We start from the raw sequence: 22,280 nt of genomic DNA, 5'->3' as shown, positions 1-22,280 counted from the left end.
ACCCCCCCCCGGTCCGGGGCTCGCGACCTGACTTGCGGCGGGCCAACTTTCGCCGGGCCGGCCCCCGCCACCCCGCCGGTCGCGCCCGCGGCGCCCGCGACGACCTCGCGGCCCGCGACCGCGCCCGCGGCGAAGAGCCCGGGCACGGTGCTGCGGCAGTCGGGTCCGGCCAGCGCCAGACCACCGGAGCCCGCGACCGTCCCGGTGAGCACCGCGCGCACCGGCACCCGGCCCGCCGCGTCGACGGCGCCGTGCCTGCCGAGCCAGTGCCGCACCGTGTCGGGCACCTCGTGCAGCGCGGCGAAGACCCGGCGCCCGTCCGCGAGCGCGGCCAGCGTGGCCTGATATCCGCCGGGCAGTTCCGCGCCGTCCTCGTCGTAGAGCGCGGCGAAGCGCACCGAGAGTCCGGGCGCGACAGCCGGATTCGGGTGCACCCGCGACAACACCGGCGCGAGTCCGTAGGCGCCGGAGAATTCCATGCCGGACAGCTGCGCACCCGCTTCGACCGCCATCAGCAGGCCCTCGCCCGTGTTCACCTCGGTGCCTGCGCCGCCGGACAGGAACGCGCAGCCGCCGGTGGCCAGCACCACCGCGCCCGCCAGGATCGTCCACGGGCGGAACCGGTTGTGCCGCTGGACCCCCGCGGCGCCGACGACCGTGCCCGCCCCGTCGACGAGCAGGTGCAGCGCCGGGTGATGATCGAGGACGCGCACGCCGAGCTCCAGCGCGCCGCGACGCAGTCTGCGCAGGTAGCTGGCGCCGTCGAGGTGCAGCACCGACGGATCGGCGTCGGCGGTGCCGGGCGCGCGGTGCCGGGCGCCCGGCCAGGTCCGCAACCGGTCATGGGTCTCGTCGATGACGCGGTCCAGCCAGGCCGGGTCACCGAGGCCGCCGCCGCGGCGCAGTGCCGCCGCCACCCGCTCGGCCCTGGCCGGTCCGGGCGGAAGGTCCCACAGCGCGGTGCTGCCGTAGACGGTCGGCCCGCTGGAGCCGCAGCGGCTCTTGTCCACCAGCACCACCCGCGCGCCCGCGGTCGCGGCGGAGACGGCGGCCCAGAGCCCGGCGGGTCCACCGCCGAGGATCAGAACATCCGTCTCGATGCTGCTCACAAAGAGAGATATTCGAGCACAGTTCACCCGGGCGCAACCATTACGCGCCCATCAACCCCACCATTGTGTCCACAGCAGCACACCGGTCACCGTCAGCACGATCGCCGAGCCGGCGAAGGCGGCCACGCCGCGATGCCGATCGGCGAAGATCTGTGCCGCGACCACGGCCACCGCCGCGATGACATGCCAGGTCAGCGATTCGGCGCCGGGCCCGGGAAAGTCCCTGCGCGCGCCGATCACCGCGGCGCCGAGCACGACGCACAGCAGCACGACGACGCCGCCCGCGACCAGACCGCTGAACCCGCGCACCAGCGTCACGGGGCGATCACCGGCACCCCGCTCGCCTTGCCGATCAGCGCCTCGAACTGCTCGGGGTCGGTCCGGCAGGCGCCGATCTCGATGGTCTTGTTGCGGCCGTGGTAGTCCGACGAGCCGGTGCGCAGCAGGCCGAGTTCGGCCGAAAGGTCGGTCAGCACAGCACGATCGCCGTCGCTGTGGTCGGGGTGGTCGATCTCGAGGCCGCCGAGGCCCAGCGTGGCCAGCTCGCGGATCTCGTCGAGCGCGAGCAGCCTGCCGCGCTTGCGGGCCCGCACGTGGGCGAGCACGCTGACCCCGCCCGCGGCGGCGATCAGCCGCACCGCCCTGGTGAGCGGGGTGTCGGCCTTCTCCGCGTAGTACGGACCGTGCGGGGCGAGCAACTCCTGGAACGCGGCGTCGACACTCGGGACGACGCCCGCCTCCACCAGGGCCCGCGCCAGATGCGGACGGCCCGCGGCCGGACCGGCCCCGGCCAGCACCGCGTCGGGATCGATGGGCAGTCCGTCGGCCACCATCTTGTCGGCCATCGCGCGCACCCGCGCCACCCGCTCGGCGCGCAGCCGTTCCCGCTCCTCGGCGAACCCCTGGTCGGTGGGGTCGAAGAGATAGGCCAGCAGATGCACCGGGACCGGCCAGCCGTCCTCCCCCATCCCCTGGCACGACATCTCCATGCCGCGCACCAGCGTCAGGCCGGGCGGGCGGGCGGCCTCGGCCTCGGCCCAGCCCGCGGTCGTGTCGTGATCGGTGATCGCGACGACGTCCAGGCCCGCCGCGGCGGCGCGACGCACCAGCTCGGCCGGGCTGTCCGTGCCGTCGGAGGCGGTCGAATGGGTATGCAGATCAATGCGCACACCTTCAGTCTTACAGTGCGGTCTCGCCTGACGTACGCGCCGCCGCCTAGTCCGCCGATGGCCGTAGCATCCACCTCGTGCCTTCTCTACCGCAGATGCCCTCGTTCCGCGGACCCCAGCGCGCCACCCCACCGCTGCCCCGGATCCCGGTGCCGACCGCACGAGCCATCGTGGACTGCGGCGTCTATGTCGACGGCGAACGCCTGCGCGGGCACTTCACCCCGCGGCAGGCGCTGGCCGAGGCGGGCAAGTCCGAGGACGGTTTCGTCTGGGTGGGCCTGCACGATCCGGACGAGGGCCAGATGGCCGATATCGCCGAGATCTTCGGCCTGCACCCGCTGGCCGTCGAGGACGCGGTGCACGGCCGTCAGCGGCCCAAGCTCGAGCGCTACGACAACACACTGTTCGTGGTGATGCGCACGGTCAGCTACGTCGAACACGACATCCACGCCATCAGCGAGATCGTCGAGACCGGCGACATCATGGTCTTCACCGGCCCGCACTTCGCCATCACCGTGCGCCACGGCGAGCACACCGGACTGGCCGGGGTGCGCCGGGAACTCGAGGCCGTGCCCGACCAGTTGCGGCTCGGCCCCGTCTCGGTGCTGCACGCCGTCGCCGACCACGTGGTCGACTCCTACATCGAGGTCGCCAATTCGGTGGAGGCCGACATCGACGAGATGGAGGAGGCGGTGTTCACGCCCGCCTCCAAGGTCGGCATCGAGTCGATCTATCAGCTCAAGCGCGAAGTGGTCGAATTGCGCAGGGCGGTGGCGCCGTTGGGGCCGCCGCTGCAGACGCTGGTGCAGAACCTGGACATGCCGGTGCCCAAGGAGATCCGCCGCTATCTGCGCGACGTCGCCGATCACCACATCGGCGTCACCGAACGGATCACCTATTTCGACGAATCGCTCAGCGGCCTGGTCAATGCCGCGCTGGCCAAGATCAGCGTTCAGCAGAGCACCGACATGCGCAAGATCGCCGCGTACGCCGCCATGGCCGCCGTGCCGACCATGATCGCCGGCGTCTACGGCATGAACTTCGACTACATGTGGGAGCTGCACCAGCCCGCGGGTTACCCCGTCGTCCTGCTGATCATGGCCGTGCTGTGCGGCCTGCTGTTCCGCAGTTTCCGCCGCAACAAGTGGATCTAGAGGTTCACCGCGCCACGATCGGGATCGCGCACGTCGATCCCCGCCTCGGCCCAGGCCTCACGTAGCGCCTGCGCGCCGCGGACCCGCACCCAGGCGGCCTCGGTCGCGGTCACCGGGGTGACGCTGAAATACCGCACCGGCTCGGCGGGTTCCGGCAGCGCGACCTCGGCGATCTCGCTCTCCCCGAGCAGCACCGCCGTGAACGCGGCATTGCGCCACAACGGTTCTCCCAGATCCAGCAGGGCGTCGGCCTGCAGCACAACACCTTCCACCGACGGGGTCGCGACCAGCACGCCGAGGGACCGCGCGACACCGGCCTGCGGTCCCGCCGAGGCCAGCAGCGACAGCACCAGTTCGGCGCGCGGGCCGCGCACCGGGTCGGCGAGCAGGTCGGCCGGATCGCCCATCGGGTGACGCGATCCGCCGAGCGTCGCGTAGTGCACGGCGTCGGCGCCGGGGATGCGCAGGATCTCGATCGGTTCCAGGCCGAGGAAGGTCACCGAGGCCGAGTCGACCGCCTCGCGCGCCACCCCGAAGTGGTCCAGCACCGCGGTGCGGACCGTGTTCACCACGTCCATCGGCTCACAGGGCCAATCGAGCGAGCATGTCGCGGGCGCGTTCGGCGGTCTTCGGATCGCACAGCACGTCGTAGCGACCGGCCACCAGCTGCATCGTCGAGGCGAAGTCGCGCTGGCCACGGGTCGCGGCGTATGGGATCGAGGTGGTGATCACGCCGAACACGATGCCGCCGAGCAGGCCGACCACGAGCGGGCCCAGCGCACCGCCGGTGGTGGTGAACAGGCTCAGCAGCAGGCCGAGGAACAGGCCCAGCCAGGCACCCGACACCACGCCGCCGCCGATGACCTTGCCCCAGGTGAGCCGGTACAGCACCCGCTCCACCTGCATCAGGTCGACGCCGACGATGGTCACGTCCTGCACCGGGAACTGTCCGTCGGCCAGGTAATCGACCGCGCGCTGCGCCTCGGCGTAGGTCGGATACGAGCCGACCGGCCAGCCCGACGGCGGCGTCGGCAACGCCTGCCGTCCGCGATTCGGGTTGCCCAAGGGATTCGTCATAGTCCCATTCTGCTAGTCCGGGACCGGCTGTGGTGGAGTGAAACGCGTCGTGCGCGTCATTCCCGCTGCTCGGCCCTTGTCCGCTATGACCTGCGCCATCTTCGCGCTGGCCTCGTCGATCATTTCATCGCCGAGCATCACCGCTCCCCGCGCGCCGCCCGCCTCGGAGGTGTGGAAGGCATAGGCGTCGAGAATCAGCTCCGCCCGGTCGTAGTCGGCCTGGCGCGGGCTGAAGATCTCGTTGCACGCGTCTACCTGGCCCGGATGCAGCACCCACTTGCCGTCGAAACCCAGCGCGGCCGTGCGGCCCGCAGCCCGGCGGAAGCCGTCGATATCGCGAATCTGCAGGTAGGGGCCGTCGATCGCCTGCAGTCCGTGCGCGCGGGCGGCGAGCAGGATGGTCATCAGGATGTGGTGGTAGGCGTCGCCGACGTCGTAGCCCTCCGGCTGCTCGCCGACCACCAGGGTGCGCATGTTGATGCTGGCCATGAAGTCGGCCGGGCCGAACACCAGGGCCTGCACGCGCGGGCTCGCGGTGGCGATGGCGTCGATATTGCGCAGCCCGATGGCGTTCTCGATCTGCGGTTCGATCCCGATCCGCCCGACCTCGAGTCCGCTGGCCTTCTCCAGCTGGGTCAGCAACAGATCCAGCGCCTGCACCTGGGCGGCATCGGTGACCTTGGGCAGCAGGATCGCGTCCAGCGCCGCGCCGGCGCCCTCGACCACCATGATCACGTCGGCGTAGGTCCACTCGGTGGACCAGTCGTTGACCCGGACCACGCGCAACTGCGAACCCCAGCCGGGTTCGTTCAGCGCGGCGACGATGTTCGCGCGCGCCGCGGCCTTGGCGCCGGGCGCGACCGCGTCCTCCAGATCGAGGAATATCTCGTCCACCGGCAGGCCCTTGGCCTTGGCGATCATCTTGGGATTGCTGCCCGGTACGGCGAGCACCGATCGGCGAGGCTGCAAGGGCTCCTCCTCTGTTCGCCTAGCCTGAAGGTCATGGCAACCACCAGGGTGTACGTTGCCCGGCTCGCCGGTCTGACGGTGCTGGGCCCGGACGGGGAGTCTATCGGCCGGGTCCGCGACGTCGTCGTGGCCGTCCGGCACGGGCGTCAACAACCGCGCGTGCACGGCCTCGTCGTCGAATTGGTCACCCGGCGGCGGATTTTCGTGCCGATGCTGCGAGTCACCGCGATCGAGCCCGGCATCGTCACGCTCAACACCGGCACGGTGAGCCTGCGCCGCTTCGCGCAGCGCCCCGGCGAGATGCTCGCGCTGGCCCAGATCGTCGACACCCAGGTGCGGGTGAACGATCCCGGCCTGCCCGACCTGGACGGCGTAGACGTGTTCGTCGCCGACCTCGGCATCGAGCAGACCAGGACCAGGGACTGGGTGATCGGCCGGGTCGCGGTGCGCGGACACCGCCGGATCGGGCGCAGGCGCGCCGTGCACGTGGTCGACTGGTCGCAGGTCGACGGGCTGACCCCCGCCGAGGTCGACAGGCCGGGCCAGGACGTCACCACGCTGCTCGAACAGTTCGAGGGCCTCCGTGCCGCCGACGTCGCGCACCGGCTGCGCGAACTGCCGGAGAAGCGGCGCGTCGAGGTGGCGCTCGCGCTCGACGACGGCCGCCTCGCCGACGTCGTCCAGGAGCTGCCCGACGACGACCAGGTCGACCTGCTCGGCCATCTCGAGGTCCGCCGCGCCGCCGACGTGCTCGAGGCGATGGACCCCGACGACGCCGCCGACCTGCTCGGCGAGCTGCCCGAGAGCGAGGCCGAATCGCTGCTGGCCCTGATGGACCCGGAGGAATCCGAACCGGTGCGCCGCCTGCTCGCGCACTCCCCCGACACCGCGGGCGGTCTGATGACGCCCAAACCGATCGTGCTCGGCCCGTCGACCACCGTCGCCGAGGCGCTGGCCCGGGTCCGCGATCCCGATCTCACGCCCGCGCTGGCCTCGATGGTCTTCGTCGTGCGGCCGCCCACCGCCACCCCGACCGGCCGCTATCTGGGCTGCGTGCACATCCAGCAACTGCTGCGGGAACCGCCCGCGCACCTGGTCGGCGGGATCGTCGACGCCGATCTGACGCCGCTGTCACCTGAGCTGCCGCTCTCGGCGGTGACCCGCTACTTCGCCACCTACAACCTGGTGTGCGGGCCGGTCGTCGACGCGGAGAACCATCTGCTCGGCGCGGTGACCGTCGACGACGTCCTCGATCATCTGCTGCCCGAGGACTGGCGCGAGGAAGAGGAACCGCTCGCGCACATGGGTGAAGGGACGACGGCGTGAGTGAGAAGAATCCGGCGCGCGCCCGGCTGGAGACGCCGGTCGGTTCGCGGTTCAGTTTCGACTGGGACTCCGAGGCGTTCGCGCGCAGCAGCGAGAAGGTGGCCCGATTCCTCGGGACCGGGCGATATCTCGCGATCCAGACGGTGATCGTGATCGTCTGGATCATCCTGAACGTGTTCGTGGTCGCGCTGCGCTGGGACCCGTACCCGTTCATCCTGCTCAACCTGGCCTTCTCCACACAGGCCGCCTACGCGGCGCCGCTGATCCTGCTGGCGCAGAACCGGCAGGACAACCGCGACAAGGTCTCGCTCGAGGAGGACCGCAGCCGGGCCGCGCAGACCAAGGCGGACACCGAATTCCTGGCCCGCGAACTGGCTTCGCTGCGGCTGGCCGTCGGCGATGTCGCCACCCGCGACTATCTGCGCCGCGAGCTGGAGGAGATCAAGGAGGTCCTCGACCGCATCGATGCGGTTACCACGCCCGACGGCGCGCCGAAGCCGGAAAAGAAGCGGAAGCCCGCGCGCAAGAAAACCTCCGGTCAAACACCCACTCCCAACCCGGTTTCACCAGGTGGTTCAGACGAGTAACCGGAAATGCTCAACAACTACCTGACCGGTAGGTAACCTGGGTCACGTTGTTCCGGGCGGGCCGGAGGGGGACTTGCGGGCCGCTGCTTCGACGAAGATTGGTGTGGCCGCAATGCGAATCTCTGCTCCGATAACAATGTCGGCCCTTGTCGTCGCCGGACTCGTCGCGTCCGGGTCGTCCGTGCAGACCGCGACGCCGAGCAAGGCGCCCACCGCACCGGAGGCCCTGCTCGCCGCCGCCGCGAGCAGCACCGAGGACACGCCGGAAACCGATCCGTCCGAGGTCGTCGGGCTGCTGCCGATCGCCCAGGAGGCGCCGCGCAAACTGCGCGCGCTCACCCCGTCCGCGAACAGCCAGGCGCCCTTCGCCGGAACCGTTCCCCTGCAGAGCATCTCGCTGCCCACCGGCAGCGGCGCGCTCGGCATCCCGGAGATCGTGCTCGCCGCCTATCGCAATGCCGAGCTGGCGCTGGAGACGGCGCAGCCGGGCTGCGGGCTCACCTGGAACCTGCTGGCGGGGATCGGCCGCATCGAATCCGGGCACGCCAGCAACGGCCGCACCGACGCCGCGGGCACCTCGACCACGCCGATCTTCGGACCGGCGCTCGACGGCACCCTGCCGGGCAACGAGATCATCAAGGAGGCCGACGGCGGCTTCGTCCGGGCCGTCGGCCCGATGCAGTTCCTGCCGAGCACCTGGGCGCACTACTCCGCCGACGGCAACGGCGACGGCGTCACCGACCCGCACAACGTCTTCGACGCCGCGCTCGGTGCGGGCAAGTACCTCTGCTCGGGCGGGCTGAACCTGCGCGACGCCGCGCAGGAACTGCGCGCGGTGCTGCGCTACAACAACTCGATGTCCTACGCGGCCAATGTGCTGAGCTGGTCGGCCGCGTACCGCACCGGTGGCGCGCCGAGTCAGGTCACGATCTCGCCCGACATCGTGCCGCCGGGCAGCGCGCCGATGGTCTCGCCGAACGTGCTGGCCGCCTCGACCGACGCGCCCGTGACCGCGGCGCCGCCGTCGACGACCAACCAGCTGCCCCCCAACACCCCGAAGGTCACCACGCCGACACAGGTGATGATCACGCTGCCCGGCCTGCCGCCGATCCCGTGCGGCATCTTCTGCCCGGCGCCCGTCGCCCCGCCGCAGGACTGCGTGAGCGAGCCGGTGCCCGCGCAGATGCCGAATCCGGTCGAGCCGGGCAAGCCGGTCGAGCAGACGTTCGGCGCTGCGGCACCGAAGGATCCGGCGCAGCCCGAGCAGGCGAACGATCAGCAGGCGAACGCGCCGGTGTGCACCCCGGCCACCGCGGAGCCGGTGCCCGCACCCGTCGAGAAGGCGGAGCCCGTACCGGAGAAGACGCCCGAGCCCGGCATCGAGGCGACCGAGGAACCGGCGCCCGCGCCTGCCGCTCCCACGCCGACCCCGCAGCCCGGAATCACGTTGCCGTTCAACATCGTTATCCCGCTGCCGCCCGCCCCGCCGGCGCCCTGAGATCAAACCGAAATTCAGATCACAAGGGGGTAACAAAAAGGTCTCGGGTGCGGTAATCTCGGGGCATGGGTCGTCATCGGAAACAGCCTGCGACAACGGTTCGACGTAGCTCGCTCATCGCCCTGACCGGATTGGTTCCCGCCGGACTCGTGGCCGTCACCGCCGCGGCGACCGACGCGAGCACCGCGACGACCGCGGCCGTCGAGCACGACCTGCCCGGCGTCGATTCCGAGGCAGCGCCCGACCTCGTCGCCGCACCGCAGGCCGAGGTGGCCGCGGTCGAGCACGCGGAGGCCCGCCTCTCCCCCGCCGCCAATCCGGTGGTGAAAACCGTTGCGCTGCCCGACGATCGGGCCGCCAGCGATCTGCCCGCCGGACCGCTCGGCATTCCCGGCATCGCGGTCGCGGCCTACCAGAACGCCGAAGAGCAACTGGCCGTGGAGAATCCGACCTGCGGCATGTCCTGGTCGCTGCTGGCCGGTATCGGCCGGGTGGAGTCCACGCACGCATACGGCAAGGCCGACGCGGACGGCAATCCGATCAAGGCCGTCTACGGCCCGGTCCTCGACGGCAGCCTCTACGGCAACAACGTCATCTACGACAGCGACGGCGGTGAGCTCGACGGGCTGGGCGGCTACGACCGCGCCATCGGCCCCATGCAGTTCCTGCCCGAGACGTGGCACCGCTACGCCGCCGACGGCAACCACGACGGCATCTCCGATCCGCAGAACCTCTTCGACGCCGCGCTCACCGCGGGCCGCTACCTCTGCGACGGCGGCCTGAACATGCGCGACCTCTCCCAGCAGTCCAAGGCGATCCTGCGCTACAACAACTCGATGGCCTACGTGGCCAACGTCATGGCCTGGTCCGGCTCGTACTCGAGCGGCCTCGCCCCGAAGCCCCAAGACCTCCCCCGAATCTGAGGGAGCATAAAATCGGGCATATGCCAGTGATTACGGAAGCGGATGTGCGGGCGGCGCTCGCGAAGGTCGACGACCCGGAGATCCGCAAGCCGATCACCGAGTTGGGCATGGTCAAGTCCATCGCCATCGCCGAGAGCGGTGACGTGCACGTCGAGGTGTACCTGACCACCTCGGGATGCCCGCTGCGGACCGAGATCGTCCAGCGGGTCACCAAGGCCGTCGCCGATGTGCCCGGCGCGGGCGCGGTGACCGTGGATCTCGACGTGATGAGCGACGAGCAGCGCACCGAGCTGCGCAAGTCGCTGCGCGGCGACTCCGCCGAGCCGGTGATCCCGTTCGCCCAGCCCGGCTCGCTCACCCGGGTGTACGCCGTCGCCTCCGGCAAGGGCGGTGTCGGCAAGTCCAGCGTCACCGCGAACCTGGCCGTCGCGCTGGCCCAGCGCGGCCTGTCGGTCGGCGTGCTCGACGCCGACATCTACGGCCACTCCATCCCTCGCATGCTCGGCTCCGACGCCAAGCCCACCCAGGTGGAGCGGATGATCATGCCGCCCATCGCCCACGACGTGAAGATGATCTCGATCGCGCAGTTCACCCAGGGCAACACGCCCGTGGTGTGGCGCGGTCCGATGCTGCACCGCGCGCTGCAGCAGTTCCTCGCCGACGTGTTCTGGGGCGATCTGGACGTGCTGCTGCTCGACCTGCCGCCCGGCACCGGCGACGTCGCCATCTCCATCGCGCAGCTGATCCCCGGCGCCGAGATCCTGGTCGTCACCACCCCGCAGATCGCGGCCGCCGAGGTCGCCGAGCGCGCGGGCGCCATCGCCCTGCAGACGCGGCAGCGGATCGCGGGTGTGGTGGAGAACATGTCCTGGCTCGACCTGCCCGACGGCTCGCGGATGGAGCTCTACGGCTCCGGCGGCGGCCAGGTCGTCGCCGATCGGCTGACCCGCGCGGTCGGCGCCACCGTGCCGCTGCTCGGCCAGATCCCGATCGAGCAGGCGCTGCGCGAGGGCGGCGACGCGGGCACCCCGATCGTGCTCGCCGACCCGGACAATCCGGCCGCCAAGGCCCTGCGCGGAGTGGCCGACAAGCTCGCCGTCCGCAAGCGCGGCCTGGCGGGCATGTCGCTGGGCATCGATACCACCCGCCATCTGTAGAACCGGGAGTTGTCGGTGGGGTTGCCTAGGCTGTGCACATGCTGACGCTGCTGCTCTACGTGCTCATCGTCGGACTTGTCGCGGCGATGCTGTTCCTCGTGGCCAGTGCCGTGTTCGGGCGGTCCGAGGAACTGGGCCCGTTACCCGAGGGCACGACCGCCACGGTGCTGCCCGCCCAGGGCGTCACCGGCGCCGATGTGCGCGCGCTGCGTTTCCAGCAGGTGGTGCGCGGCTACAAGGCCGGTGAGGTCGACTGGGCGCTCGGCAGGCTGGCCGAGCGGATCGACGAGCTCGAGTTCGAGCTGGCGCAGGTGCGGCAGTGGCAGGCCCAGGTGGCGGCCGGCCAGGAACGACCGTGACCGAACTCGCCGACGACGGGCTCGTCCGCTGCACCTGGGCGGGCGGCTCCCAGCTCTACCGCGACTATCACGACACCGAGTGGGGCAAACCCCTGCACGGCGACGACGCGCTGTTCGAACGGCTGTGTCTCGAGGCGTTCCAGTCCGGCCTGGCCTGGATCACGATCCTGCGCAAACGACCCGCCTTCCGCGCGGCCTTCGCCGGCTTCGAGATCGCGAAGGTCGCCGAGTTCGGTGACGACGATCGCGCCCGGCTCATGGCCGACGCGGGGATCGTGCGCAACCGCGCCAAGATCGACGCGGCGATCGCCAACGCGAAGGTTGCTCGGGACCTGCCGGTGAGCCTGGACGAGCTGCTGTGGTCGTTCGCGCCCGCGCCACGCCCGCGCCCGGCGACGAATGCGGACGTTCCCGCGACGACCCCCGAATCCATTGCTCTGGCAAAGGAATTGAAGCGCCGCGGCTTCGCTTTCGTCGGCCCGACGACGGCGTACGCCCTGATGCAGGCGACCGGAATGGTGGACGATCACCTGGCTGTTTGCTGGGTGCGCGCGGCCGCGGACGGAACCGACCCGGCGGTCACATTTCGTACTCAGGTGTCCGCCCGAGTCGGCAATAGGGAAGAATAGGACCGGTGTGGCCCGCCGAACACCCGGCGAGCCAGAGAACAGGTGCGCACTCGACCGCGCAGATCTGGAGGGAGCAGAGGATGGCGGCCATGAAGCCCCGTACCGGGGACGGTCCCCTCGAGGCAACCAAGGAAGGTCGTGGAATCGTCATGCGGGTTCCACTCGAGGGTGGCGGGCGTCTGGTCGTCGAACTCACACCGGACGAGGCTGCGGCGCTCGGTGACGAACTGAAGAGCGTCACGAGCTGACGGCACTCACCGAGCTGGCCGCACTCCTGGCCTGCCCGGAGTGCGGAGCGGAACTGCGCGCGCACGATCGTGCGCTGCGCTGCGGCACCCGGCACAGCTTCGACATCGCCCGCCAGGGCTATGTCGGGCTGCTGACCGGTGCGTCGACGAAGATGACCGGCGACACCGCCGACATGCTCGATGCCCGCGCGGCCTTCCAGAGCGCGGGACACTTCGCCCCCGTCGCCGCCGCCGTCGCGCGCGCGTTCGGCGCCACGGCCACCGGCGTCCAGGCATCGCCTGGCTGCGTGATCCTCGAGGTCGGCGCGGGCACCGGGTACTACCTCGGCGAGGTGCTGTCCGCCGAACCTCAGGCGCGGGGGATCGCGCTCGACGTGTCCAAGCCCGCAGCGCGACGGGCCGCCCGCGCCCATCCCCGGATGGCCTCGGTCCTGGCCGACGCCTGGCGCGGGCTACCGATCCGCGACAACGCCCTCGCCGGTGTGCTGTCGGTCTTCGCGCCGCGCAACCCCGCCGAGGTGGCCCGCGTGCTCGCCCTCGGCGGCCGTTTCGTCGTGGTCACCCCCACCGCGCGGCACCTGGGCGAGCTGGTCGGCCCCCTCGACATGGTGCGCGTCGACCCGGACAAGGAACGGCGCCTGGCCGACTCCCTCGCAGGCACCTTCACCCGGATCTCCCACACCCTGGTCGAGTTCCCGATGAAGCTTTCCCGGCACGACGTCACCAACGTCATCGCGATGGGCCCGTCGGCCTTCCACGGCACCCCCACCGACGACCCACGCATCGCCGCTCTCCCGGACACCACGGAGGTCACCGCCTCGGTCGACGTCTCGGTCTACGCCCCCGCCGCCTGACGACCCCGCGGCCGCCGTGCGCACGCGGGGCGGCAAAATCCGCCGCACCCGCACAGATCGGCACGCCTCGGTCCACATCCCGCCGCCCGAAGAACCTGCGGCCGCCGGGAACACGGCTTGGTGGTCGCCGTCCGCCGCACCACGCAGGTCGGTGGCGGAACCGGGACGCCTCGACGGTCTCCCCCGGCGACTCGCCACCCATCGACGGCCCCGACGGCACGGGCTCACCCGATACGCACACGGAATTCCGCCGATCGCGACGCCCCCGGTGCCGCACGGTCAGCGCAGCACACTCCGGTACACCTCGACGGTCTGCTCGGCGATCCGCGCCCAGTCGAATTCGGCGATAGCCCGGGCCCGTCCTGCCTCGCCGTAGCGCGCGGACAGGGCCGGATCGCCGGCGACCGCGTTCACCGCGGCGGCCAGCCCTCGCTCGTATTCGGCGGTGTCGGCGGCGTCGTAGTGCACCAGCCGCCCGGTCCCACCGTCGGCGACGACCTCGGGAATCCCACCCACATCCGAGGCGACGACCGCGGTCGCACAGGCCATCGCCTCGAGGTTGACGATGCCGAGCGGCTCGTACACCGAGGGACACACGAACACCGTGGACGCGGTCAGGATCTGGCGCACCTGCTCGGTCGGGAGCATCTCCCGCACCCAGAACACGTTGCCCCGCCGGGCCTGCAATCCGTCGACGGCGGCGGCGACCTCGAGCTCGAGCTCCCTGGTGTCGGCGGCGCCCGCACACAGCACGAGCTGGATGTCCGGGTCGAAATCGGCGGCGGCGGCGAGCAGATGGCCGACGCCCTTCTGCCGGGTGATCCGGCCGACGAACGACACGATCGGCGCGTCGGCGCGCACGCCGAGCCGTTCGAGCACGGGCGGGTCTTCGCCGGCGGGCGGGCCGGGATGCCACACGCTCGCGTCGATCCCGTTGTGCACCACGTGGACCCGGCCCGGATCGATCGCCGGGTAGGCGTCGAGCACATCGTGGCGCATGCCCTCGCTCACCGCGATGACGGCGTCGGCGTACTCCATCGCATTGCGTTCCGACCAGGACGAGAGCCGGTACCCGCCGCCGAGTTGCTCGGCCTTCCACGGCCTGCGCGGTTCCAGCGAGTGCGCGGTGAGGATGTGCGGGATGCCGTAGAGCGCACCGGCGAGGTGGCCGGCCAACCCCGAATACCAGGTGTGCGAATGCACCACGTCGACGGTGCCCACCGCGTCGGCCATCCGCAGTTGCGCCGACATCATCTGCAGCGCGGCATTGGCGGCGTAGAGCTCCGGATCGGGCCGGTGCACGACGGCGCCGTGGCGCGGCGCGCCCATGCAGTGGACCGTCACCTCGGCCAGATCCCGCAGCCGGGAAGTGAGTTCGGTGACATGGACGCCCGCCCCGCCGTAGACCTCCGGCGGATACTCCCGGGTCAGCATCGCGACTCGCAGCGGGTCCGTCTCCGCCTGGGGGCTGTCGGTGCCAGAACTCACTGGTCCAAATTAGACCCTCGGGTCGACATGAGCCACCGTTGTGCCGCCCAGCCTGTACTTTGAGCAGGGTGAGGAGCCAGCCGCACGTACTCGGGATCGTGCTCGCCGGTGGCGAGGGCAAACGACTGTTTCCGCTCACCGCAGACCGTGCCAAGCCCGCCGTGCCTTTCGGCGGCGCGTACCGGCTGATCGATTTCGTCCTCAGCAATCTCGTCAACGCCGGATATCTGCGCCTGTGCGTCCTCACCCAGTACAAGTCGCACTCGCTGGACCGGCACATCTCCCAGACCTGGCGGCTGTCCGGATTCACCGGTGAGTACATCACCCCGGTGCCGGCGCAGCAGCGGCTCGGGCCGCGCTGGTACACCGGCAGCGCCGACGCGATCATGCAGTCGCTCAACCTGATCTACGACGAGGACCCCGACTACATCGTGGTCTTCGGCGCCGACCACGTGTACCGGATGGACCCCGAGCAGATGGTGGCCAGCCACATCGCCTCCGGCGCCGGCGTGACGGTCGCGGGGATCCGGGTGCCGCGCAGTGAGGCGAGCGCGTTCGGCTGCATCGACTCCGACGAGTCCGGCCGGATCACCCAGTTCCTGGAGAAGCCCGCGCATCCGCCCGGCACTCCCGACGACCCGAACATGACGTTCGCGTCGATGGGCAACTACGTCTTCACCACCCGCGTGCTCGTCGACGCCATCCGCGCCGACGCCGAGAACTCCGACTCCGATCACGACATGGGCGGCGACATCATTCCGTCGCTGGTCGCCGAGGGCAAGGCGGCCGTCTACGACTTCGCCGACAACGACGTGCCCGGCGCCACCGAACGCGACCGCGGCTACTGGCGCGATGTCGGCACCATCGACGCCTTCTACGACGCGCACATGGACCTGGTGTCGGTGCACCCGGTGTTCAACCTCTACAACAAGCACTGGCCGATCCGCGGCGCGGCGGAGAACCTGCCGCCGGCCAAGTTCGCACGCGGCGGCCTGGCCCAGGAGTCGATCGTGGGCGCCGGGTCGATCCTGTCGGCCGCCACCGTCCGCAATTCCGTGCTCAGCTCGAACGTGATGATCGACGACGGCGCCACCGTCGAGGGCAGCGTGCTCATGCCCGGCGTGCGGATCGGCAAGGGCGCGGTGGTGCGGCACGCCATTCTGGACAAGAACGTAGTGGTCGGCGAAGGCGAGATCATCGGCGTCGACCTGGAACGCGATCGGGAGCGTTTCGCGGTGAGCCACGGCGGCGTGGTCACCGTCGGCAAGGGCATCTGGGTGGGTTAGCCCCGCGAGGCGCAGAGCAGGCCGTCCCCGATCGGGATCAGCACGCTGGTGAGTTCGGGATTCTCGGCGATCGCCCTGGTCGCCGCGCGCACGGCTTGGGTGGCCGGGTCGCGCTGGGCCTGATCGGGCACGCGCCCGCCGAGCAGCGCGTTGTGCAGGATGAACGCACCGCCCTCGCGCAGCAGGCGGACTCCCTGCTCCACGTAGTGCGGGTGTTCCATGGGCGAGGCGTCGACGAAGACGAGGTCGTAGGCGCCGTCGGCGAGGCGGGGCAGCACGTCGAGCGCGCGGCCGTTGATCAGCCGGGTCCTGGCCGGGGCGATCTCGGCCGTGCGGAAGGCCTCCTTGGCGGCGCGCTGGTGCTCGGGCTCGGAGTCGATCGTGGTGAGGGTGCCGTCCTCGCGCATGCCGTCGAGCAGCCACAATCCGCTGATCCCGGCCCCGGTACCGATCTCGACGACCGCGCGGGCGCCCAGCATCTGCGCGTACATGCTCAGCAGGGCGCCGACGGAGGCGGGCACGGGCGCCGCGCCCAGCTCGGTGGCCCGTTCGCGCGCGTCGAGCAGGACTTCGTCCTCGACGACGGACTCCTCCACATAAGTCAGGTTGCGCTCCACGTTCGATGCCACAGCTAAGAGGCTATGTCACGGGAGGGGTCTGTGTATTCAGCGAAAGCGGCGGTGCCGGTGAGTGTCGTCGCGAAACCCGGCAATTGCCGAAGGTTTGCGGAACGGTCACGAAGGGCTCCGAACTGCTGCTTTTCCGGTGCCGGCGGGGTTAAGGTCGGGTCCGGCACGGATTCTCAGGTCACACTCAGGATCTCCACACCTGGCCCATATCGGGGCAGGAAATAGTTGCCCTACGCAAGACCAGCCGATCGCGGCGGGTACGAGACCCGGGAACAACCACAGACAGTTGCTGGTTGATTCCGGTTGCAAGGTTCGCTGACCCGGACCGGCGTGGTTTCGTGCCAGCGGTCCCGAGTAGGAGGTGTCCCATCCCGATGGTAGACACGGCGCGTCACGCCATACTGCCCGAACAGCCACTCACCGCCGTCGACGGTGACGAGATCGAGGCCGAACTCACCGGCACCGCGGCCTTCGACGCGACCGGCGATCGCACCGTCATGCCGTCCTGGGACGAACTGGTCCGCGAGCACGCCGACCGGGTGTATCGCCTGGCCTATCGCCTCTCCGGCGACGCGCAGGACGCCGAGGACCTCACCCAGGAGACCTTCATCCGGGTGTTCCGCTCGCTGCAGAACTACCAGCCGGGCACCTTCGAGGGCTGGCTGCACCGCATCACCACCAACCTGTTCCTGGACATGGTCCGCCGCCGCAACCGCATCCGCATGGAGGCGCTGCCCGAGGACTACGACCGCGTGCCCGCCGAGGGGCCGACTCCCGAGGAGTCCTACCACGACGCGCGCCTGGACCCCGACCTGCAGAAAGCGCTGGACGCGCTGGCGCCGGAGTTCCGTGCCGCCGTGGTCCTGTGTGACATCGAGGGCCTGTCCTACGAGGAGATCGGCGCGACGCTCGGCGTCAAGCTCGGCACCGTGCGCAGCCGCATCCACCGTGGGCGCCAGGCACTGCGCGAGTACCTTGCGCATAATGGAACTGAGCAGCGGTACTCCGCTGACGCCTACGCAGGGTGAGGCCGTTCGCGACGTCACCCGGGCTCTCGGTTGATGTCGGTCGGAAGGAAAGACTCCGCATGAGTGTGGAACCCAGTGCATCCGGTCGTCGCCCGCGTTTCCAGCCCACCGAGCACCTGGCCAGCGAGGCGATCGCGGCCTACGTCGACGGCGAGCTGCGGATGAACGCGTATCTGCGCGCCGCCCAGCACCTTTCGGTCTGCCCGGAATGCGCGGCCGAGGTCGACGCCCAGCAGCAGGCGCGCATCGCGCTGCGCCGGGCCGCCGAGGTGGCCGTGCCGCGCAGCCTGCACGACAGCCTGACCCGGATCCCGCTGGCCGAACTGCCCGGCACCTCGCCCGAACCGCCGCGCCGTAACGAGGCATTTCTCGGATTCATCACCGATTCCTTCACCGCGACCCGGTGGACAACCTGGCGGCGCAAGTAGAGTCTCGGACGTGACAGGCGAATCGACGAATTCCGGATCGACCGAACACGCGGATTCGGCGGCCGACCGGGGGAACCTGCGGCCGTCGGACGCGCCGAACCTGGGCCCGCGTCCGGTCTACCGGCCGCACATCGACAGCCATACCGCGCGCGCGTTCCGCCGCCCGAACGGCCAGACCGGCTCGTTCGCGCCGCACGAGACGAAGCTGCCCGACAAGCAGGCCGACGCCGATCAGCTGGTCACCCAGCGTCCGCCGGACGGGGTGCTGGCCGAGGCGTTCGCCCGCCCCGCCGGCTCCGACGAGCTGTTGCAGCGCGAGCCCGGGTCCGACGAGCCGAGCACGGTCATCGCCGGTCCGGTCGATCCCTGGCGCGATCCGGCCGCGGGTGCCCGCCTCGGCGCGCCCGCCGTGCCAACCACGGCCGCCGAACGCCTGCCCGTCGCCCCGAAACTGTCCGCCCGCGAGGTCCTGTTCGGCTCGCGCGTGGCCCCCAAGGCACTGGCCGTGCTGGCCGCGCTCGCCCTCGGCATCGCCGTGCTCGGCGGACTGGTCGGGCGGATCACCGCCGAGACCGCGTCCACGCTGACCTCGCGCAAGGTCACCCTCGACCAGAGCGCGGGCATCGAGGAGCCGCACAGCCGGATCGCCGCCGTCGCCAATGCCGTACTGCCGTCAGTGGTCTCGATCCGCGTGACCGTCGGCGACAACGGCGCGACCGGCTCGGGCGTCGTCATCGACGGCGGCGGGTACGTGGTCACCAACAATCACGTCATCTCGATGGCCGCGACCGACAAGTCCGATCGGGCCGCGATCCAGGTGCAGTTCTCCGACGGCACCAGGGTGCCCGCCGAGATCGTCGGCCGCGATCCCAAGACCGACCTGGCCGTGCTCAAGGTCGAGGCCAAGAACCTGACCGTGGCCACCCTGGGCAAGTCCGCCGACGTGCAGGTCGGCGACGACGTGCTCGCGGTCGGTTCGCCGCTCGGCCTGAGCAAGACCGTCACCTCCGGCATCGTCAGCGCCCTGCACCGCCCGGTGAAACTCGCCGGCGAGGGCAGCGACACCAACGCCGTGATCGACGCCGTGCAGACCGACGCGGCGATCAATCCCGGTAACTCCGGTGGCGCGCTGGTCGACATGGAGGGCCGCGTCGTCGGCATCAACACCGCCATTCGCAGCGAGACCGGCGGTTCGGTGGGCCTCGGCTTCGCCATCCCGGTCGACGTGATGACCACCGTCACCCAGACCCTGATCCGCGAGGGCCAGATGCACCACCCGGTGATCGGCCTGAGCGCGCGCACCAAGACCGTCGCCAACGAGGTGATGAGCGGTGCGGCCGTGGCCGATGTCGCGCCCGGCAGCCCGGCCGCCAAGGCGGGAATCGTCGAGGGCGATGTGATCGTCAAGATCGGCGATCGGGAGGTCACCAATCCGGACGAGCTGGTCGTCGCGGTGCAGGCGCGCAAGATCGGCGAGACGGTGAACGTGCAGTTGATCCGCGACGGCAGGCAGGTGGACGTGCCTGTGACGCTGGAATCCGACTGAGCTGAGGCGCCGCGCGCCGGGTAACCTGGATCCGTGTTCAGCAACATCGGGTGGAGCGAGATGATGATCCTGCTCGTCGCCGCCCTCGTGATCCTCGGCCCGGAGCGCCTGCCCGGCGCCGTCCGGTGGACCACGCAGTCCCTGCGCCAGGTGCGCGACTACGCCAGCGGCGCCACCACGCAGCTGAAGCAGGAACTGGGGCCGGAGTTCGACGAGCTGCGCAAGCCGCTGGCCGAGCTCAACGAGCTGCGCGGGATGACCCCGCGCGCCGCGGTCACCAAGCACCTGCTCAACGGCGACGACAAGATCCTGCGCGATCTGGAGAGCGCCGTGCCCGACAAGAAGGAACTGTTCGGCACGAGCAGCGGCATGCCGGGGACCCCCTCGGCGCCCTCGCTGTCCAAGCCGCTGAACCCCAACGAGCGACCGCCGATCGACTTCGACGCCACCTGAGCACACCGCACGGTCGGCATTTGCCACGAAGTCGCGCGGTACCGGCAGGGCCTCGACTACCTCGGCAGACTGTGATTGCCGACAATCTGGGCATGACTGCCCTTGTGCCGCAAGACAGTTCGATGTCAACCGATATAGACACGGAATGCTGTCGAGCTGTCTAGACTTCGCACATGTCGGCCGATGACGTGGCACGAGTCTTCGCGATCGAAGACAAGGTCGAAAGACTCAAAGCAGCCACCGACGGGGTGGCGGCTGCCCAGCAGACCATCAACGAACTCACCAGGATCCGGCGAGCCGTGATCCGGGAACTCCATGCCGAGGGCTGGACCTTCGCCAGGATCGGCGCCGCCGCCGGACTCTCCCGTGCGCGGATCCATCAGGTCAGCACGCAGGGCCCCGTGCCGGAGGGACTCTTCTTCGGGCACGGCTCGCTGACCGTGCTCGCGCCGGAGGTGCGCGCGGGCAGGCTGCTCGGCGCCCCCGATCCGGCCGCGGCGCAACGACTGGCCGAGCTGCTCCGGCAGTTGGGCTTCGTGGCGTCTGTGGAGACCTTCCTCCCGGGGAGACCCGTCGATCTCAATCGCGACGGGCTGGTCGTGCTCGGCGGCCCCGAACTCTCCCCCAGCCTGCGCCAGCTGGTGGTGGCCGATCCCCGGCTGCGCCGGACCGTCACCAGGGCGGGCGATACGCGGCGCGGGATCGAGGACAGGGCCGCGCGGCGCGTCTACCGGCCCGGCGGCACCGAACCGCACGACATCGCGTACCTGGCCCGGCTGCCCCGGCCGGACCGGCGCGGCAGCGTGATGCTCATCGACGGCCTGCATCCACCCGGCTCACTGGGTGCGATCCGGTTGCTGGCGACCCGTCTCGCGACACTGCACGAGCGGGCCAGCAGTCATTTGTTCTCGGTTCTCATTGCCGTCCGCTATGACCGAGCTACCGGAGAACCGGTGGACGCGGATCTTCTGACCCCGGTCTATCGGCACGAAACAGACCCTAGGTTGGCTACGACCCGGGCTCGTCCATAGCTGAATCTAAACTCACCATCTTTAGTGACTTCGATCACGCTACTGTTATTGTTCACAGAGCGACAACGATGGTTAGATTGCTAGCGAGTAACCGAGTGAGTAGGTGAGCTTCACATGTTCTCGTCTCCCGAGGCCAGCGCGTGCCGGGTGCTGCCCGTTCGCGCGGCAGGCTCCCCCGATCCCACTCCGGGAGAACCGGTCGTCGCGACCCATCGGCTGACCTACAGCGATCGCCTGAAGGTCTTCATCGGCCCGCAGGAGGACGTGGACAGCTTCCTGCGCCCGTTGCGCCGCCTGGACGGCCGTCAGCGCTACGCGCTCGATCTGACGGTGCTGCCCGAGCCGATGCCCGCCACCGAGATCACCGCCGCGGTGAGCGCCGCGCGCGGGGAACTCGCGCTGTGGTGCGCCGGATCCGCCGACGCGATGACGCTGCAGCTGCGGCGGACCATCGACCACGTCGCGTACCGCTACACCCTCGGTCTGCCCGGCAGCAGGCTCGGCCTGCCGACGGTCTACCTGCCGCACGGTGACGAGGACACCTACGTCTACCCCGACGAGGTGTTCACCGCCGAGCTGGCCGCGCCGATCTTCCGCGACTTCTTCCACGACGGTGTCGTCCCCGTCGAACTGCAGCAGCGCGAGATCCTCGACTGATCGCTCACCACGCGCGGACGCTGCGCGGTAGCTAGGCTGGACCGCACGGTCACAACACCGCCACGGTGGCCGGGGAAGGTCCGGTGTGCGATGCGCGAGCTGCTGGAACAGGTGCTCGAGCTGCTGCCCGACGGGCCGGTCGCGCTCGCCAGGATCGTCGACCGGACCGGTGCCGGACCGCGCGAGACCGGCGCGGCGATGGCCGTGACCCCGGACGGGCTGGTGATCGGGTCGCTCTCGGGCGGCTGCGTCGAATCCTCGATCATGGCCACGGCAGACGGCGTCTTACGCGACGGGGTGGCGAGCATCGAACGCTTCGCGGCCGCCGACGAACTCGCGGTCGGGCTGCCCTGCGGCGGTGAGATCGAGGTGTTCGTCGAGCGGCTCGACCGGACCGCGCTGCCGCTGCTGCGCGCGCTGTCCACCGCACTGCGGGCCGGGGAGGCGGTCGCCTACGCGACGACGCTGGAGTCGGCGCCGGATCGGGCACTGCTGTACCCCGACCGGGTCGAACCACGGCGAGGGCTCGGCCAGGACGCGGGGCCCCCCCCCCCGGGGGGGGGGGGGGGGGGGGGGGGGCGGGGGGGGGGGGGGGGGTTGTGGGGGCGGGGGCCCCCGGCGGCGGCGCGGGCCCCCCCCCCCCCCCCCCCCCCCCGCCCCGCGGCCCCCGCGGGG

26 protein-coding genes are annotated in these 22,280 nt (G+C 70.6%); 18 read left to right on the top strand and 8 right to left on the bottom strand.

Going from position 1 to position 22,280, the window contains the following annotated elements:
* From QH270_RS12400 to QH270_RS12390, 3 genes are all read right to left on the bottom strand, one after another.
* On the bottom strand, positions 1-1,109 hold a 1,109-nt coding region (locus tag QH270_RS12400), incomplete at its 3' end, for an FAD-binding protein (protein ID WP_280341116.1).
* Between the two features lie 51 nt (positions 1,110-1,160).
* Entirely contained in the window at positions 1,161-1,427 is a 267-nt protein-coding gene (locus QH270_RS12395) for a hypothetical protein (RefSeq protein ID WP_280341113.1), read from the bottom strand.
* A complete protein-coding gene (locus QH270_RS12390) occupies positions 1,424-2,278 on the bottom strand; it encodes a PHP domain-containing protein (protein ID WP_280341110.1) in 855 nt (284 codons plus the stop codon). Before QH270_RS12390 ends, QH270_RS12395 begins: the two co-directional genes overlap by 4 nt.
* 77 nt (positions 2,279-2,355) lie before the next feature.
* On the opposite strand from QH270_RS12390, the gene QH270_RS12385 reads away from it, so the two are divergent.
* Positions 2,356-3,432, top strand: coding sequence for a magnesium and cobalt transport protein CorA (locus QH270_RS12385; RefSeq protein WP_432420349.1), 1,077 nt, complete (start codon positions 2,356-2,358; stop codon positions 3,430-3,432).
* Here QH270_RS12385 and QH270_RS12380 read toward each other — a convergent pair.
* Genes QH270_RS12380 through QH270_RS12370 form a run of 3 tightly spaced genes read right to left on the bottom strand, consistent with a single transcriptional unit; the run spans position 3,429 to position 5,478 of the window.
* Positions 3,429-4,010, bottom strand: a complete 582-nt coding sequence (locus QH270_RS12380) for a suppressor of fused domain protein (protein WP_280341107.1) — start codon at positions 4,008-4,010, stop codon at positions 3,429-3,431. The genes QH270_RS12385 and QH270_RS12380 overlap by 4 nt on opposite strands.
* Positions 4,011-4,014: 4 nt before the next feature.
* A complete protein-coding gene (locus QH270_RS12375) occupies positions 4,015-4,509 on the bottom strand; it encodes a general stress protein (RefSeq protein WP_110036587.1) in 495 nt (164 codons plus the stop codon).
* A gap of 12 nt (positions 4,510-4,521) precedes the next feature.
* Positions 4,522-5,478, bottom strand: coding sequence for an HpcH/HpaI aldolase/citrate lyase family protein (locus tag QH270_RS12370; protein ID WP_280341105.1), 957 nt, complete (start codon positions 5,476-5,478; stop codon positions 4,522-4,524).
* 33 nt (positions 5,479-5,511) lie between these two features.
* On the opposite strand from QH270_RS12370, the gene QH270_RS12365 reads away from it, so the two are divergent.
* The 9 genes from QH270_RS12365 to QH270_RS12325 all read left to right on the top strand — a co-directional run bounded on the left by QH270_RS12365 (position 5,512) and on the right by QH270_RS12325 (position 13,059).
* A complete protein-coding gene (locus QH270_RS12365) occupies positions 5,512-6,804 on the top strand; it encodes a magnesium transporter MgtE N-terminal domain-containing protein (protein ID WP_280341102.1) in 1,293 nt (430 codons plus the stop codon).
* Positions 6,801-7,391, top strand: a complete 591-nt coding sequence (locus QH270_RS12360) for a DUF1003 domain-containing protein (protein WP_280341100.1) — start codon at positions 6,801-6,803, stop codon at positions 7,389-7,391. The genes QH270_RS12365 and QH270_RS12360 overlap by 4 nt, the downstream gene beginning before the upstream one ends.
* A gap of 136 nt (positions 7,392-7,527) precedes the next feature.
* The gene (locus QH270_RS12355; protein ID WP_280341097.1) at positions 7,528-8,889 is read left to right on the top strand and encodes a lytic murein transglycosylase; all 1,362 of its coding nucleotides are present in this window, start codon (positions 7,528-7,530) and stop codon (positions 8,887-8,889) included.
* A 65-nt stretch (positions 8,890-8,954) separates the two neighbouring features.
* Entirely contained in the window at positions 8,955-9,812 is an 858-nt protein-coding gene (locus QH270_RS12350; protein ID WP_280341094.1) for a lytic transglycosylase domain-containing protein, read from the top strand.
* A gap of 20 nt (positions 9,813-9,832) precedes the next feature.
* The gene (locus tag QH270_RS12345; RefSeq protein ID WP_280341091.1) at positions 9,833-10,969 is read left to right on the top strand and encodes an Mrp/NBP35 family ATP-binding protein; all 1,137 of its coding nucleotides are present in this window, start codon (positions 9,833-9,835) and stop codon (positions 10,967-10,969) included.
* Between the two features lie 38 nt (positions 10,970-11,007).
* Positions 11,008-11,328, top strand: a complete 321-nt coding sequence (locus tag QH270_RS12340; protein ID WP_280341089.1) for a DivIVA domain-containing protein — start codon at positions 11,008-11,010, stop codon at positions 11,326-11,328.
* Entirely contained in the window at positions 11,325-11,957 is a 633-nt protein-coding gene (locus QH270_RS12335; protein ID WP_280341085.1) for a DNA-3-methyladenine glycosylase I, read from the top strand. The genes QH270_RS12340 and QH270_RS12335 overlap by 4 nt, the downstream gene beginning before the upstream one ends.
* Before the next feature lie 80 nt (positions 11,958-12,037).
* Positions 12,038-12,205, top strand: a complete 168-nt coding sequence (locus tag QH270_RS12330; protein WP_011211259.1) for a DUF3117 domain-containing protein — start codon at positions 12,038-12,040, stop codon at positions 12,203-12,205.
* Between the two features lie 14 nt (positions 12,206-12,219).
* Positions 12,220-13,059: a putative RNA methyltransferase gene (locus tag QH270_RS12325; protein WP_280341122.1), complete on the top strand. Its 840-nt coding sequence runs from the start codon at positions 12,220-12,222 to the stop codon at positions 13,057-13,059.
* A gap of 279 nt (positions 13,060-13,338) precedes the next feature.
* Here QH270_RS12325 and glgA read toward each other — a convergent pair whose 3' ends face one another.
* Positions 13,339-14,505: a glycogen synthase gene (gene glgA / locus QH270_RS12320; RefSeq protein WP_280341119.1), complete on the bottom strand. Its 1,167-nt coding sequence runs from the start codon at positions 14,503-14,505 to the stop codon at positions 13,339-13,341.
* Between the two features lie 110 nt (positions 14,506-14,615).
* On the opposite strand from glgA, the gene glgC reads away from it, so the two are divergent.
* The gene (gene glgC, locus QH270_RS12315) at positions 14,616-15,833 is read left to right on the top strand and encodes a glucose-1-phosphate adenylyltransferase (protein WP_110036596.1); all 1,218 of its coding nucleotides are present in this window, start codon (positions 14,616-14,618) and stop codon (positions 15,831-15,833) included.
* On the opposite strand, the gene QH270_RS12310 is transcribed toward glgC, so the two are convergent.
* A complete protein-coding gene (locus tag QH270_RS12310) occupies positions 15,830-16,462 on the bottom strand; it encodes an O-methyltransferase (protein WP_110036597.1) in 633 nt (210 codons plus the stop codon). The genes glgC and QH270_RS12310 overlap by 4 nt on opposite strands.
* Positions 16,463-16,836: 374 nt before the next feature.
* On the opposite strand from QH270_RS12310, the gene sigE reads away from it, so the two are divergent.
* From sigE to QH270_RS12275, 7 genes are all read left to right on the top strand, one after another.
* Entirely contained in the window at positions 16,837-17,490 is a 654-nt protein-coding gene (gene sigE / locus QH270_RS12305) for an RNA polymerase sigma factor SigE (RefSeq protein WP_280341082.1), read from the top strand.
* A gap of 59 nt (positions 17,491-17,549) precedes the next feature.
* Positions 17,550-17,918, top strand: a complete 369-nt coding sequence (locus QH270_RS12300) for a zf-HC2 domain-containing protein (protein WP_280341079.1) — start codon at positions 17,550-17,552, stop codon at positions 17,916-17,918.
* Between the two features lie 10 nt (positions 17,919-17,928).
* Positions 17,929-19,464: a S1C family serine protease gene (locus tag QH270_RS12295; protein ID WP_280341076.1), complete on the top strand. Its 1,536-nt coding sequence runs from the start codon at positions 17,929-17,931 to the stop codon at positions 19,462-19,464.
* A 33-nt stretch (positions 19,465-19,497) separates the two neighbouring features.
* On the top strand, positions 19,498-19,917 hold the full coding sequence (tatB, locus tag QH270_RS12290; RefSeq protein ID WP_280341074.1) for a Sec-independent protein translocase protein TatB: 420 nt from the start codon (positions 19,498-19,500) through the stop codon (positions 19,915-19,917).
* 173 nt (positions 19,918-20,090) lie between these two features.
* Positions 20,091-20,948 carry a hypothetical protein gene (locus tag QH270_RS12285; RefSeq protein WP_233000537.1) on the top strand — a complete coding sequence of 286 codons (858 nt, stop codon included), beginning with the start codon at positions 20,091-20,093 and terminating at the stop codon, positions 20,946-20,948.
* Positions 20,949-21,062: 114 nt separating this feature from the next.
* Positions 21,063-21,605, top strand: coding sequence for a hypothetical protein (locus tag QH270_RS12280; RefSeq protein WP_280341071.1), 543 nt, complete (start codon positions 21,063-21,065; stop codon positions 21,603-21,605).
* A gap of 90 nt (positions 21,606-21,695) precedes the next feature.
* Positions 21,696-22,280, top strand: a 585-nt coding sequence (locus QH270_RS12275) for an XdhC family protein (protein ID WP_280341069.1), incomplete at its 3' end; no start/stop codon positions are given.

This window comes from Nocardia neocaledoniensis (assembly GCF_029868625.1).
Taxonomy (GTDB): Bacteria; Actinomycetota; Actinomycetes; order Mycobacteriales; family Mycobacteriaceae; genus Nocardia; species Nocardia neocaledoniensis_A.
This window is presented reverse-complemented; position numbering and strand designations above follow the sequence as displayed.

Excerpts from the sequence above, each read along its gene's own strand:
- QH270_RS12355 (WP_280341097.1), top strand. The coding sequence starts at position 7,528 with ATGTCGGCCCTTGTCGTCGCCGGACTCGTCGCGTCCGGGTCGTCCGTG.
- QH270_RS12350 (WP_280341094.1), top strand. The coding sequence starts at position 8,955 with ATGGGTCGTCATCGGAAACAGCCTGCGACAACGGTTCGACGTAGCTCG.
- QH270_RS12340 (WP_280341089.1), top strand. The coding sequence starts at position 11,008 with ATGCTGACGCTGCTGCTCTACGTGCTCATCGTCGGACTTGTCGCGGCG.
- QH270_RS12285 (WP_233000537.1), top strand. The coding sequence starts at position 20,091 with ATGTCGGCCGATGACGTGGCACGAGTCTTCGCGATCGAAGACAAGGTC.
- sigE (WP_280341082.1), top strand. The coding sequence starts at position 16,837 with ATGGTAGACACGGCGCGTCACGCCATACTGCCCGAACAGCCACTCACC.
- QH270_RS12375 (WP_110036587.1), bottom strand. The coding sequence starts at position 4,509 with ATGACGAATCCCTTGGGCAACCCGAATCGCGGACGGCAGGCGTTGCCG.
- QH270_RS12330 (WP_011211259.1), top strand. The coding sequence starts at position 12,038 with ATGGCGGCCATGAAGCCCCGTACCGGGGACGGTCCCCTCGAGGCAACC.
- QH270_RS12280 (WP_280341071.1), top strand. The coding sequence starts at position 21,063 with ATGTTCTCGTCTCCCGAGGCCAGCGCGTGCCGGGTGCTGCCCGTTCGC.
- QH270_RS12365 (WP_280341102.1), top strand. The coding sequence starts at position 5,512 with ATGGCAACCACCAGGGTGTACGTTGCCCGGCTCGCCGGTCTGACGGTG.
- QH270_RS12300 (WP_280341079.1), top strand. The coding sequence starts at position 17,550 with ATGAGTGTGGAACCCAGTGCATCCGGTCGTCGCCCGCGTTTCCAGCCC.
- QH270_RS12380 (WP_280341107.1), bottom strand. The coding sequence starts at position 4,010 with ATGGACGTGGTGAACACGGTCCGCACCGCGGTGCTGGACCACTTCGGG.
- QH270_RS12345 (WP_280341091.1), top strand. The coding sequence starts at position 9,833 with ATGCCAGTGATTACGGAAGCGGATGTGCGGGCGGCGCTCGCGAAGGTC.